General features: G+C 71.3%; 11 protein-coding genes. 7 read left to right on the top strand and 4 right to left on the bottom strand.

Features of this window, described 5'->3' with window-relative positions; genetic code table 11:
• The first annotated feature begins 83 nt into the window (after positions 1-83).
• The 3 genes from NDAS_RS16335 to cds1 all read left to right on the top strand — a co-directional run bounded on the left by NDAS_RS16335 (position 84) and on the right by cds1 (position 2445).
• On the top strand, positions 84-611 hold the full coding sequence (locus NDAS_RS16335; RefSeq protein ID WP_013154317.1) for a beta-class carbonic anhydrase: 528 nt from the start codon (positions 84-86) through the stop codon (positions 609-611).
• 202 nt (positions 612-813) lie between these two features.
• Positions 814-1140 (top strand): tetratricopeptide repeat protein, encoded by a 327-nt coding sequence (locus NDAS_RS16340; RefSeq protein WP_013154318.1) that lies wholly within the window; start codon positions 814-816, stop codon positions 1138-1140.
• Positions 1141-1302: 162 nt separating this feature from the next.
• Complete coding sequence (cds1, locus tag NDAS_RS16345) at positions 1303-2445, top strand: L-cysteine desulfhydrase Cds1 (protein WP_013154319.1); 1143 nt, start codon at positions 1303-1305, stop codon at positions 2443-2445.
• An 8-nt stretch (positions 2446-2453) separates the two neighbouring features.
• On the opposite strand, the gene NDAS_RS16350 is transcribed toward cds1, so the two are convergent.
• Positions 2454-4559, bottom strand: a complete 2106-nt coding sequence (locus tag NDAS_RS16350; RefSeq protein ID WP_013154320.1) for a DNA gyrase/topoisomerase IV subunit B — start codon at positions 4557-4559, stop codon at positions 2454-2456.
• Between the two features lie 355 nt (positions 4560-4914).
• Between NDAS_RS16350 and NDAS_RS16355 the strand changes: the two genes are divergently transcribed.
• Positions 4915-5133, top strand: a complete 219-nt coding sequence (locus tag NDAS_RS16355; protein ID WP_013154321.1) for a DUF7455 domain-containing protein — start codon at positions 4915-4917, stop codon at positions 5131-5133.
• Positions 5134-5179: 46 nt separating this feature from the next.
• On the opposite strand, the gene NDAS_RS16360 is transcribed toward NDAS_RS16355, so the two are convergent.
• The gene (locus NDAS_RS16360) at positions 5180-5857 is read right to left on the bottom strand and encodes a GNAT family N-acetyltransferase (protein WP_013154322.1); all 678 of its coding nucleotides are present in this window, start codon (positions 5855-5857) and stop codon (positions 5180-5182) included.
• A gap of 157 nt (positions 5858-6014) precedes the next feature.
• Here NDAS_RS16360 and NDAS_RS16365 point away from each other — a divergent pair, with 157 nt between their 5' ends.
• Together NDAS_RS16365 and yaaA are read left to right on the top strand one after the other, a co-directional pair.
• On the top strand, positions 6015-6743 hold the full coding sequence (locus NDAS_RS16365) for a hypothetical protein (RefSeq protein ID WP_013154323.1): 729 nt from the start codon (positions 6015-6017) through the stop codon (positions 6741-6743).
• 45 nt (positions 6744-6788) lie between these two features.
• Entirely contained in the window at positions 6789-7529 is a 741-nt protein-coding gene (gene yaaA, locus NDAS_RS16370; protein ID WP_013154324.1) for a peroxide stress protein YaaA, read from the top strand.
• A 458-nt stretch (positions 7530-7987) separates the two neighbouring features.
• Here yaaA and NDAS_RS16375 read toward each other — a convergent pair whose 3' ends face one another.
• Both NDAS_RS16375 and NDAS_RS16385 read right to left on the bottom strand, forming a co-directional pair.
• The gene (locus tag NDAS_RS16375; RefSeq protein ID WP_013154325.1) at positions 7988-9703 is read right to left on the bottom strand and encodes an RNA polymerase sigma factor; all 1716 of its coding nucleotides are present in this window, start codon (positions 9701-9703) and stop codon (positions 7988-7990) included.
• A 366-nt stretch (positions 9704-10069) separates the two neighbouring features.
• Positions 10070-12148, bottom strand: coding sequence for a SpoIIE family protein phosphatase (locus NDAS_RS16385; protein ID WP_013154326.1), 2079 nt, complete (start codon positions 12146-12148; stop codon positions 10070-10072).
• A 569-nt stretch (positions 12149-12717) separates the two neighbouring features.
• Between NDAS_RS16385 and NDAS_RS16390 the strand changes: the two genes are divergently transcribed.
• Entirely contained in the window at positions 12718-13005 is a 288-nt protein-coding gene (locus NDAS_RS16390; RefSeq protein WP_013154327.1) for a hypothetical protein, read from the top strand.
• The last annotated feature ends 83 nt before the right edge of the window (positions 13006-13088 follow it).

Raw genomic sequence — 13088 nt, forward strand, 5'->3', positions numbered from 1 at the left:
TCGTCTCGGAGAGCGCCGCGCGCACCGGATCCGTCCGGTGCGCGCGGCGCGTCCGCGACCACGGGACAAGGGAGCGCCTCCACGTGAGCGACAACAGCGGCACCACTTCCTCCAGTGCCTTCGACGATTTCCTACCGGCCAACGACGCCTACGCCGAGTCCTTCTCCCTCTCCGGGCTCGAACCCGTCGCCGCGCGCGGCCTGGGCCTGGTGACCTGCATGGATTCCAGGATCGAGCCTTTGGACATGCTCGGTCTCAAGCCCGGTGACGCCAAGATCCTGCGCAACGCCGGCGCGCGCGTGACCGACGACACCCTGCGCACCCTGGTGCTGGCGGTGTACCTGCTCGGTGTGGACCGGGTGCTGATCATGCCGCACACCCGGTGCAAGATGGCCTCCGTGGAGAGCGACGACACCGTTCACGACCTCATCGAGGAGCAGTACGGAGTGGACACGCGCAGCCTGGAGTTCCACACCGACAACGACCAGCTGGGCGCCCTGCGGCACGACTTGGAGCGCATCCGCCACCACCCGCTGCTGCCCGAGGGCCTGCCGGTCGCGGGCGCGCTGTACGACGTGGACACCGGCCGGATCACCATGACGGACCTGTGACCGCTCCCGAGCGGAGGCGGTGACCGGGGTCGACCACGTGTGCGCCGCACGTGCGCGGGGATCTCTTCTGTGGGACCGGAGGGCGCGGGAGGGCCCGGCGGGCTCCTGCCCGCGCCTTCGCCCCACACGCCCCACCAGGGAATGCGACCGGTACGCCGGCCGTTGTGATCCGGGACGGCCCCGCGCCGTCGGAAGGAGCACCGTGGAAGAGAACACCTACGACACCTTCAACCGCGCCCGCATGTTCATGGAACTGGGCGACCCCATCTACGCCGCCCGCACCCTCGAACCGATCGTCGACGACGAACCGGACAGCCGTTCCCTGCTGGAGCTGCTGGGCCGCGCCTACTTCCACTCCGCGCAGCTCAACAAGGCCGAGCGGACCTTCCGCAGGATCATCGAGCTGGACCCGGTGGACAACTGGGCGCACATCGCCCTGGCGCGCACGCTGGAGCGCCAGAGCCGCCACGAGGAGGCGGCCACCTACCGGCGCATGCACGCGGTGATGTCCGGGGGCTCCCTGGACTGATCGGCCCCCGGTCCACCGCACCCGCGTGCGCACCGGGGCCGGGAGACCCCTCGCCCCGGACCGCCCCCGCGGCCGGGTCGGCCGCGGTTCCCCACCCGAGCAGGAGCGGGGCCGGGCCCCTCGGGGCCCGGCCCCTCCCGTGTGCGGACTACGCTGCTGGGCATGGCATCCTCACCGACAGGTCCGCGGCCGGGCGACGACACCCCGTGGGTGGACCGCTGCGACGACAGCGCCCGCTCCTGGGCGGACGAGGCGGTACGCAGGGTCGTCGCCGACGCCAACCGCTCGGCCGACACCCACCTGCACGTGTTCCCGCTCCCCCCGGAGTGGGGCATCGACCTGTACCTCAAGGACGAGTCCGTGCACCCCACGGGCAGCCTCAAGCACCGGCTGGCGCGCTCGCTGTTCCTGTACGGGCTGGCCAACGGGTGGATCCGGGAGGGCACCACCATCGTGGAGGCCAGCTCGGGGTCCACCGCGGTGTCGGAGGCCTACTTCGCCCAGCTGGTCGGCCTGGACTTCATCACGGTCATCCCGCGCAGGACCAGCCCGGAGAAGATCGCCCTGATCGAGCGCTACGGCGGCAGGTGCCACTTCGTGGACGCCCCGCCCGCGATGTACGCCGAGGCCGAGCGGCTGGCCGCCGAGACCGGCGGGCACTACATGGACCAGTTCACCTACGCCGAGCGGGCCACGGACTGGCGCGGCAACAACAACATCGCCGAGTCGATCTTCGAGCAGCTGGCCATGGAGCGCCACCCGTGCCCGGAGTGGATCGTGGTGGGCGCGGGCACCGGCGGCACCTCCGCCACCATCGGCCGCTACCTGCGCTACCGGCGCCTGGGCACCCGGCTGGCGGTGGTGGACCCGGAGAACTCGGCGTTCTTCCCCGGCTGGGTCACCGGCGCGTCCGACTACGCCACCGGGATGCCCTCCCGGATCGAGGGGATCGGCCGCCCCCGCATGGAGCCGAGCTTCGTGCCGTCGGTGATCGACCTGATGATGCCGGTGCCCGACGCCGCGAGCATCGCCGCGATGCGCCACCTGCACGACCGCACCGGGCTCTCCGCCGGAGGCTCCACGGGCACCAACCTGTGGGGGGTGTGGCACCTGGTGGCCAGGATGCTCCGGGAAGGGCGCAGGGGCAGCGTGGTCACCCTGATCTGCGACGGCGGCGAACGCTACCAGCACAGCTACTACAACGACGCCTGGGTGGCGGAGCGGGGCCTGGATCCGGCGCCCTACCGCGCGACCATCGACCGGTTCCTCGCGGAGGGGGTCTGGGAGCCTCCCCAGACCCCCTGAGAAACCGGTCAGGTGTCGATGCGGGCCACGTCCAGCTCCTGGGCGCCCTGCTGGATGAAGCGGCGGCGCGGGGCGACCTCGTTGCCCATCAGCAGGTTGAACACGGACGAGGCCTCCTCGGCCTGCTCCACACGGATCCGGCGCAGGGTGCGGTAACGCGGGTCCATGGTGGTCTCGGCCAGCTGGTCGGCGTCCATCTCACCCAGGCCCTTGTAGCGCTGCACCGGCTCCTTCCAGGAGATCTTGCGCTTCTCCAGGTCCAGCAGCGTGCGCGAGAGCTCGGCGTCGGAGTAGGTGTAGACGTAGCGGTCCTCGGGCTTGCTGCCGCGCTTGCGCCGGGTGTTGGTCAGCTCGATGCGGTGCAGCGGCGGCACGGCCGCGTACACCCGTCCGGCCTCCAGCATCGGCCGCATGTAGCGGTAGATGAGCGTGAGCAGCAGGCAGCGGATGTGCGCGCCGTCCACGTCGGCGTCGGCCATGAGGATGATCCGGCCGTAGCGGGCCGCGTCGATGTCGAAGGTGCGCCCCGAACCGGCGCCGACCACCTGGAGGATGGCCGCGCACTCGGCGTTCTTGAGCATGTCGGCGACCGAGGACTTCTGCACGTTGAGGATCTTGCCCCGGATCGGCAGCAGCGCCTGGAACTCCGAGTCGCGGGCCAGCTTGGCGGTGCCCAGCGCCGAGTCCCCCTCGACGATGAACAGCTCGCTGTGCTCCAGGCCCTCGCTGCGGCAGTCCACCAGCTTGGCGGGCAGCGCCGAGTTCTCCAGGGCGGTCTTGCGCCGCTGGGTCTCGCGCTGCTGGCGCGCGGCCAGGCGGGCCTTGGCGGCCCCGACCACCTTCTCCAGGACGCTGCGCGCCCTGGCCTTCTCCACCTTCTTGGTGGAGGTCAGGAACTCGCGCAGCTCCTTGCCGACCACCTGGGAGACGATCCTGGTCGCCGCGGAGGTGCCGAGGATCTCCTTGGTCTGGCCCTCGAACTGGGGCTCGGGCAGGCGGACGGTGACGACCGCGGTGAGCCCCTCCTGGGTGTCGTCCTTGGTGACGGGGTCGTCGCTGTTCCTCAGCAGCTTGGTGGTGCGCAGCTGCTCGTTGATCACCCGCACCAGGGCCCGTTCGAAGCCGTTGATGTGGGTGCCGCCCTTGGGGGTGGCGATGACGTTGACGAAGGAGCGCACGGTGGTGTCGTAGCCCGTCCCCCAGCGCAGGGCGACGTCCACGTCCAGGCGGCGCTCGACGTCGGCGGGCACCATGTGCCCCGCGTCGTCCAGGACCGGGACGGTCTCGGTGAAGTTGCCGCTGCCCTGGATGCGCAGCACGTCGCTGACCGGCTCGTCGGGGGCCAGGAAGGTGCAGAACTCGCCGATGCCGCCGTCGAAGCGGAACTCCTCCTCGTGGGCGGGCTCCCCCTCCACGCGCTCGTCGCGCACGGAGAGGGTCAGGCCCGGCACCAGGAACGCGGTCTGGCGGGCCCGGTCCAGCAGCGCCTCGCGGGCGATGTCGGCGTCCTTGAGGAAGATCTGCATGTCCGGCCAGAACCGGATGCGGGTGCCGGTGATCTTCTGGGCCACCTTGCGGACCTGCTCCAGGCCCGAGACCGGCGTGAACTCGGCGTCGGGGCCGGAACCGGCGAAGCGGCCGGGGATGCCCCGGCGGAAGCTGATCGCGTGGGTGCGGCCCTGGCGGTCGACCTCGACGTCCACGCGGGACGACAGGGCGTTGACCACCGAGGCGCCGACGCCGTGCAGGCCGCCGGAGGCGGTGTAGGAGCCGGAGCCGAACTTGCCGCCCGCGTGGAGCTTGGTCATGACCAGTTCCACACCGGACAGGCCGGACTTGGGCTCGGCGTCCACGGGGATTCCGCGTCCGTCGTCGCTCACCGACACCGACCCGTCGGAGTGCAGTGTGACGTCGATCCGGGTGCAGAAGCCGCCCAGGGCCTCGTCCACGGAGTTGTCGATGATCTCCCACATGCAGTGGGTGAGGCCGCGGCTGTCGGTGGACCCGATGTACATGCCCGGCCGTTTGCGCACCGCCTCAAGACCTTCGAGGACCGACAGGTGTCGGGCGGAGTAATCCTCGGGGTCGTGGACGACTGCGGTCAAGGCGGTCACTCGGACATCTCCTGCGTCTTCAGGGCCATCAGGGCGCTGTGCGGTGCGTGCCCTTTGTACCGCGCCGCACTGACGAATAGGGGGGCGGCGTGCCGGTCGCTTGCTACCACCGGGACTCGGCGGGAGGACGGGGGCCTGCCCCGCGCGAGACTACCACCTCCGGTGGATGCGACCTGGATGCTCCCCATTTCCTGGGATGCCGGGCCATGAGGCGGGTACAACAAGGACATGAGACGACATCCAGGCATCAACCAGGCAGATTCCGCTGTCGGCGTACACGGGACCAGGTTGGGAACGTCCTGGTCGGGTTAAATGTTGTCAGAGGTGACTAACGCCGAGTATTGAGGATGGCGAAGTGACTGGAACCCTTGCCCCCACCCAGCCGCTGACGGCTGCTGACCGTTGCGACCGCTGTGGTGCGCAGGCTTACGTCCGGGTGCTGCTGAACTCCGGCGGCGAGCTGCTGTTCTGCGCCCACCACATGCGCAAGCACGACGACTCTCTCCGCAAGATCGCCTCGGACATCCAGGACGAGACCGACAAGCTCACCGAGAGCAAGACGGACGAGCGTTAGCCACAGAGCACAACAGAACAGGCCTGAACACCGGCGGCGGCTCCCCTCAGGAGCCGCCGCCTTCGTGCGCGCCCTCCAGTACACGGCTGTGGTACCGCGACACCTCGGTGAACCCCGCGCGCCCGTACAGCCGCAGCGCCGGGGCGTTGTCGGCGACCACACACAGGTAGGCCCGCCGCGCGCCGCGGTCGTACCCCCAGCGCAGCAGGTCGGCCAACAGCCCGGCGGCCACGCCGCGTCCGCGCGCCGCGGGGTCGGTGAACATGGCGCAGAGCGCCACCGACTCCCCGTCCAGCACCGCCGCCCCCCGGCACAGGCCCCGCTCGGCCGTTGCGTAGGCGGCGTCGACCCGGCCGAGGATGCGTGCGGCCCCGGCGGCCGACCACCCGGGCCCGGGCGAGGCCGCCACCGAGGACGTGCCCGGGGCGTCGGGGCGCGCGCCGAGGTCGCGGGCCAGGACCAGTGAGGGCTCCACCACCGCGTAGCCGTGCTCCGCCAGCCGCCGGTCGACCTCCTCCTCGCCCGGCCACACCTGCACGCAGGGCCTCAGGCCGCGCCCGGTGTAGTAGGCGGTGACCTCGGCGACGCGCGCGTCCGGATCCAGCACGAGCGCGCAGTTGGCCCGCTTGGTGATCCCCTCGGCGAAGCCGAACCGCCAGCCGCCGCGCTCCTCCACCTCGAACGGCGGCCAGTCCCGCGTCACCCGCCGAGCCCACTCGTGCACGCCCGCTCCCCTCTCCCGGAGCCGACGATGCTATCCGGCGGGCCCGCGGCGACCGCGGCCGCGTCCCCGGTAGGGGTGCCCGGGGGGTGCGAACCCCCGGCGGACCGTCGTGGCAGCGTTCCTGACACGGCACCCTCGCGGTGGCGAGGATGACCGCATGCGCTCCACTCCCCGAAAAAGCCCTTTCACGTCCGCGTCCCTGAGAACGGCCCTGCTCCGCGACCTGCCCGGACGGGCCGAGGCCCCCGCGCCCGGCCCCTTCCCCGGCCGCTGGCCGACCGCCGTCTCGCTGGCGGCGGCTCCGCCGCTGCTCCTGGCCGGGGAGCTGCTCAAGGCGCCGCACCACTTCTTCTTCCCGGACCAGATCGCGGCCTACGCCGACGATCCCGTCCAGATGGCCTGGGGGTACGGGCTCTGGTTCGCCGGGCTGCTGTTCCTGGTGCCCGCCTTCGCCGGGCTGGCCACCGCGATCGCCAGGACCCGGCCCGTGCTGGGTGCCGTCACGGGGATCGTGTGCCTGTTCGGGCTGATGGTGGGCGCCTTCTTCGAGGGCGCCAACTTCGTCGCCCTCCAGCTCACCGACGCCCACTCCCCGGAGCTGGCCACCGCGTTCGTCGAGTTCCTCTATCCCCGGGTGCACGTGGTGTACGCGCTGGTGTGGGCTCCCAACCTGGCCTGGGTGCTCCTGGCCGCGGGACTGCTCGCGACCCGCTCCGTGGGCGCGGTCCGGTTCCTGTGCGTCCTCTCGATGGCGCTGCACGCCAACGGCATCCTCAAGGGATTCGTCCCCGTGGGCGCCGTGATGGACGCCCTGCTGTGCGTCGCCTTCGTCACCCTCGCCGTCCAGGTCCTCCGACACCGGGAACGGGCTCCGCACACGCCCTAGCATGGGCGGGTACCCGACCACCGCCTCCACCCGGGAAGTTCCACCATGCTCATCCTGCTGCCGCCGTCCGAGGGCAAGGCCTCCTCCGGCGAGGGCCCCCGCCTGGACCCGGGGACGCTGACCCTTCCGGAGCTGACCGGGGCCCGCGAGCGGGTCATGGCGGCGCTGGCGGACCTGTGCTCGGGGCCCGAGGAGACCGCGCTGGAGACCCTGGGGATCAGCGCCAGGCAGGCCGACGCGCTCAAGCGCAACCTGGACCTGGCCACCGCGCCCACCCTGCGCGCGGCCGACCTGTACACGGGCGTGCTCTACGACCGGCTCGGCCTCCCCGACATCCCCGACGCCCGGGTCCTGATCTTCTCCGGGCTGTGGGGAGTGGTCGGGCCCGCCGACCGGCTGCCCCCGTACCGCCTGTCCATGGGCGTGAAGCTGCCGCCCCTGGGCGGTCTGGGCTCCTACTGGCGCCGCGAGGCGGCCGCGCCCCTGGACGAGTTCACCGGGGGACAGCTCCTGGTCGACTGCCGCTCGTCCGCCTACGCCGCCGCCTACGCTCCGGGGACCGGCGTGGCCGTCAGGGTGCTGCGCGAGCGCGTGGTGGACGGGGTCGCCAGGCGCACGGTGGTCAGCCACATGGCCAAGGCCACCCGGGGCGACATCGCCCGCTCCCTGCTTCTGGAGGGCGTGGACGCCGCCACCCCCGAGGAGCTGGTGTCGGCCCTGCGCGACCTCGGGCACACCGTGGAACTGCCCGAACGGCACGTCCTGAACGTCGTCGTCCGCGACTGAGGGACGGCACCGGGAAAGGGGCGCGGGCCGCGCGGACGGGGCCGCGCCCGTGCGCCCGGAGAGGGCCCGCGGACACACGGAGAACGGGGAGCGACCGTAGGCCACTCCCCGTCACATAACGACTCGATATCGCGACTTTATGCCGCACCTACAGTACGTGCGGCACCATGGACACCGTCGGATCGGATGACACAGCGCCTCGGACGACACGGTGCCCCGTATGACACAGTGCCCGGGAGAACCAAGGACGCTCCCGAGCGCGACGGGCACCTCGGAGCACCAACGGGGGCTGCTCCGGCACACGCGGACGTCGCCACAGCCGCGCGGACCTGGGGGTGCCGGTCCCGGGTCGGCGCTCCCCGCCTTCGGGCGGGGGCGCGGATCCGGGACCGGTCCGGTTCTCTTCAGCCGCCGGTCAGCGCTCCACCGCCGCCGACCGGCCGACCACCTGGGTGAACCTAGTCCAGGTAGTCGCGGAGCACCTGCGAACGCGACGGGTGGCGGAGCTTCGACATCGTCTTGCTCTCGATCTGCCGGATGCGCTCACGGGTGACCCCGTAGACCTTGCCGATCTCGTCTAAAGTCTTCGGCTGGCCGTCGGTGAGACCGAAGCGCATGGACACCACGCCCGCCTCGCGCTCGGACAGCGTGTCCAGCACCGAGTGCAGCTGCTCCTGGAGCAGGGTGAAGCTGACCGCCTCGCCCGGCTGGATCGCCTCGGAGTCCTCGATGAGGTCGCCGAACTCGCTGTCGCCGTCCTCGCCCAGCGGGGTGTGCAGGGAGATCGGCTCGCGGCCGTACTTCTGCACCTCGACGACCTTCTCCGGGGTCATGTCGAGTTCCCTGGCCAGCTCCTCCGGGGTGGGCTCGCGGCCCAGGTCCTGGAGCATCTGGCGCTGGACGCGGGCCAGCTTGTTGATGACCTCGACCATGTGCACCGGGATGCGGATGGTGCGCGCCTGGTCGGCCATGGCCCGGGTGATCGCCTGGCGGATCCACCACGTGGCGTAGGTCGAGAACTTGAAGCCCTTGGTGTAGTCGAACTTCTCCACCGCGCGGATCAGACCGAGGTTGCCCTCCTGGATCAGGTCCAGGAAGAGCATGCCGCGGCCGGTGTAGCGCTTGGCGAGCGAGACCACGAGCCGGAGGTTGGCCTCCAGCAGGTGCTTCTTGGCGCGGCCGCCGTCCTCGGCGATCCACTCCAGCTCGTCGCGCAGCTCGACGGTGAGGAGCTCGGCCTCCTCGGCCAGCTTCTCCTCGGCGAACAGGCCGGCCTCGATCCGCTTGGCGAGTTCGACCTCCTGCTCGGCGTTGAGCAGCGGGACCTTGCCGATCTGCTTGAGGTAGTCCTTGACCGGGTCCGCCGTCGCGCCCGCGGCCACGACCTGCGCCGCGGGGGCGTCGTCATCGTCGTCGTAGAGGACGAAGGACTCGTCCTCGTTGGCGGGCTTGGCCGGGGCGCCCACGGCCTCGGGCTTGGCGGGCTTGAGGTCCTTGTCCGCCGGGTCCGGGGTGTCCTCGACCAGCTCCAGCTCGGCGCCGGTGTGCTCGAGGTCGTCCAGGCCGTCCTCGTCCTCGTCGAACTCGCCGTCCGCCGCGAGTCCGAGTTCCTTGGTCGCCGTCTTCTTGGCGGCGGCGGCCTTGAGGCCGGTGGTCTTGGCGGTCGGGCCCTTGGCCGCGGTGGTCTTGGCCGCCTTGGTCGCGGGCTTCTTGGTCGCCGTCTTCTTGGCGGGCTTCTTGGCCGCGGGCTTCTTCTCCGCCCCGGCCTCGTTCCCGGCGTCCTCGGCGGAACCGACCACGGCGGTGACCGTCTCGGTCTGCTCCTGGGCCGCCGCCGCGCGCACGGGCTTGGCGGCCCTGCTCGTCGCGGTGGTCTTGGTGGACCTGGTCGAGGTGGACCGCGTGGCCGCCGTCTTGGTGGTCGCCGCCTTGCGCCGCGGCGCCTTGCGCCGGGAGGAGGCCGACTCGGGAACGAGTACGGTCACGCCCTCCTTCGCGAGGCTGCGGAGCACGGACTGCGCCTGCGACATCGGGATTTCGGCCTCTTCGAAGGCACGGCGCACGTCCTCGGGCTCAAGGAAGCCCTGGGACCGCCCACGCTCGATCAGCTGCTGAATGACGGGCTCTTGCAGTGACTCGGACTGCTTCGAGCGAGTCGAACTGGCAGATGACACAAACACCTCTCGAACGGACGTGTGGCGAGATTGTCGGACCCGGTGGTCCGCCTGGCCGGGACCGGGCACTGCACCCTCTCCCACCTGCGGCCTGGGATCGTCCCCACTGGAACGGGGAAGCCGTTGGTCTTTCAAGCGTATGCGCTCTCCAGGTTCGTCCCCGTCCAGCGTATGCGCTCCCGGAGGTCACCCCCGCAGAGGATCACTCCCGCATCGCGGGGCGGAACGGCTTCTTCACTGTAGGCAAGGCAATGGACTTGTTCGTACGGTCTGTCGTCGGTCTGGCGCCGGTTCACCGGCACGGCGCGGACCGGTGCGCACCGGTCCGCCGCAGACCGGTGTCCACCGGTTCGCCTCGAACCGGCACTACCGCTCCGGCACGGAGTCGATCACCGGAAGCTGGACGGCGAGCAGCGTGACGTCGTCGTCCTGCTCATACCCATCGAGCATGCTCTCAACAAGGTACTCCAGCATCTGCTGTGGATCGCCCACCACCTCCGGAGGGGCCGAGGACGCCACGTGGACGAGCTCGTCGAGTCCGGAGTAGACGGACCGTTTGCGGTTCTCAACCAGTCCATCGGAGTACAGGGCGACGGTGTTACCGGGTTGGACGAAGAATTTGTGGTGACCCCGCGGGGAGCTGACCCCGAGCGGCGTGTCGGGTTCGGTGTCGAGCAGCGACGGCCGCGCGCCGCCCGCCACGACCAGCGGCGGGAGGTGTCCCGCGTTGCTGAGGTCGAGCTGTCCGGTGACGGGGTCGAGCACGAAGTAGACCAGTGTGGTGACCTGGTCCATACCCTCCGTGGCCGAGAACATGCGGTCCAGGCCGGCCAGGACGTCGGCGGGCTCGGGCATGGAGAAGGCCAGGGCGCGCAGCGCGTTGCGGATGCGGCTCATCCCTGCCGCGGCCGGGATGCCCTTGCCCATGACGTCGCCGAGCACCCCGGCGACGCGGCCGTCGGGCAGCGGGAAGGCGTCGTACCAGTCGCCGCCGACCTGCACGTTCTGCGACCCGGACCGGTAGTAGGCGGCCAGGCGCACGCCGCGCACCTCGGGCAGTTCCTCGGGCAGCAGGCTGCGCTGGAGCTCCTCGGCGGTGTTGTGCTCCTGCTCGTAGAGGGTGGCGCGGCCGATGGCCAGCGCGCACTGTCCGGCCAGGGCCTCCAGGAACACGCGTTCGTCGTCGGAGACCTCGCGCGGGGTGGAGAAGGCGAAGCGCAGCGCGCCGATGGGGCGCCCCGCGGTCATCATCGGCAGCGCGATCCAGGCCCGCTCGGGCGTGGACCCGACGAGTTCGTCCACCTCGGGCGCGCCGTCGAACAGCGCGCCCAGCTCGGCCGGGTTGGCGGCCAGGCGGGGCAGCCGGTCGGCCACCGCCAGGGCGGCGATGTCGGGGTGGTCCGTGGGGAAGGTGGAGCGGGGCAGCTGGTGGGCGTGCGCGGCGGCGATGGTGCGCAGCCGCAGGCGGTCGCGGTCCAGCAGGACGACGCAGGTGTGGTCGGCGCCCACCCCGGAGCGGCCGATCTCGGACATGGCGTTGACGACCTCGTCGGCGGTGAGCGCCTCGGCCAGGTCGGAGGTGGCCTTCTGGAGGCGGGCGGTGCGCATGGCCGCCTCGCTGAGCTGCTGGTTGAGGCGCTGGCGGAGTTCGTCGGCCTCGCGCTCGTTGGTGATGTCGGCGAGGGTGCCGACCCACTCGGCGGTCCGTGTCCCCTCCATGACCGGGTGGGCCCTGGCCCGGTAGTGGCCGTAGCCGCCCGAGCGGGTCCGCACGCGGAACATGGCGTCGAAGGGGGTGACGTCGAGGACGGAGTCCTCCCAGGCGCGCTCGACGCGGGGACGGTCCTCGGGGTGGAGGGCGTCGAGCCAGCCCCGGCCCAGGTAGTGCTCCAGCTCCTGACCGGTGACGGCCCGCCACTGGGGGCAGTCCTCGCGGATCTCGCCGCCGGGTCCGGCGGCCCAGACGATCTGGTTGCCCGCCTGGAACAGGGCGCGCAGCCGCTGCTCGTCGCGGCGCAGCGCGGCGCCGTCGACGGGTTCGGCGCCCTCACCGGCGGGGACCGCGATGAGGGCGACGTACTCGTCGTCCGTGTCCGGTTCGGTGACGGGGAACCAGGTCAGGTCCCACAGCTGTCCGGCGGGGGCGCGGTGGCGTCCGCGGACGGCCTGTCCGCTCTCGCGCGCCCGGGCCAGGCAGGCCCGGTGGTCGGCGGCCGCGTCGCGGTCGCCGTTCTCCTCCAGCAGGTCTGCGGGGTCGCGGCCCAGGCACTCGGCGGGGGCGCGCCCCAGGACGTCGGCGGCCAGGCGCTGGTTGATCGTGCCGAGGAGGTCGTCGGGGCCGAGCAGCGCGAATCCGATCGGGGAGTCGGTGAGGAGGGATCTGACCGCGTCGGGGAGTTCCGCCCTGCTGACCCGGGGTGGCGGAATGGACGTCTCGGCGCTCAACTGCTCGACACCTCCGGAACCGTCGATTCCCCAGCCGTGTTTCGTTGGGGGGTGCTGCCTGGACCGCGCGGCCCCTGTCGACCGGCCGCCCATGGCGTGAAAGCCGGAAGTCGCGCGGCGCCGAAGGTGATCGGGGGGCTCCGCGGCTCCCGGGAGTCACGCTCGATGACTCCTCTCGGCCGCTGTCACGGCTCAAGCATAAGACACAGCCGTCCACACGCAACGGCCGTCGTGGAGGGAGGCCGTCCGCGGACGTGGAAGGTAAACAATAGGCCACCCGCCGGTCGCGTCACAGCGGACGGGGACTTTCCGCGACGTGTTTTCCGCCAATTCCGGGCGATGGGCGTTCGCGGTATGTTTGCGTTCTCCACTCGGGACCAGGGGCGTTATACGCCCGAAACACCCTTTTCGCCTTGTTGATCTGCGATGGCGGTGGTGTTCGAGTAAACGATGCTTCCCGGAGGTTTTATCAACAGCGTGCCGGGAGAGGGGTTGACACTCCGTCCAGAACAAGTGAAATGGGTGGAGGTCACCGTCCAGGCCATCTCCAGCTAGGGGTGTGAGCGAGAATGCTCCAGACCTTCCCGGTCCAGGATCTCAGTCGGATCTCGGCACGGCTCCACGACGAGTTCAGTGCCCTGTCCCACCGATGTGTCGAACGCTGCGTCAGCGACACCTGGAACTGCGTCGAACACCTGGGCATCACGGTCACGCCGCACCTGGTCGAGCGGGTCGCCCGCGAGCACCTGGAGGCGATGGTGAACTCCGTGCCGCCCTCCCCGCCGGCCAGGAAGCCGGCGCGCAGATCGGCCGCGGGCCTGTTCGGCGGCCACCGGGGCATACCGCAACCGCGTTGAACCCGGCGGTCGCCTCCAGGGGCGCGGCCTCCCCCGACGGGAGCCGCGCCCCGGCCGCGCCCGGCGCCGCCGTCGGTGGGCGG

The sequence above is a fragment of the Nocardiopsis dassonvillei subsp. dassonvillei DSM 43111 genome (genome assembly GCF_000092985.1).
Lineage (GTDB): Bacteria > Actinomycetota > Actinomycetes > Streptosporangiales > Streptosporangiaceae > Nocardiopsis > Nocardiopsis dassonvillei.

Coding starts and splice junctions, on each gene's coding strand:
- cds1 (WP_013154319.1), top strand. CDS start 1,303: ATGGCATCCTCACCGACAGGTCCGCGGCCGGGCGACGACACCCCGTGG.
- NDAS_RS16365 (WP_013154323.1), top strand. CDS start 6,015: ATGCGCTCCACTCCCCGAAAAAGCCCTTTCACGTCCGCGTCCCTGAGA.
- yaaA (WP_013154324.1), top strand. CDS start 6,789: ATGCTCATCCTGCTGCCGCCGTCCGAGGGCAAGGCCTCCTCCGGCGAG.
- NDAS_RS16390 (WP_013154327.1), top strand. CDS start 12,718: ATGCTCCAGACCTTCCCGGTCCAGGATCTCAGTCGGATCTCGGCACGG.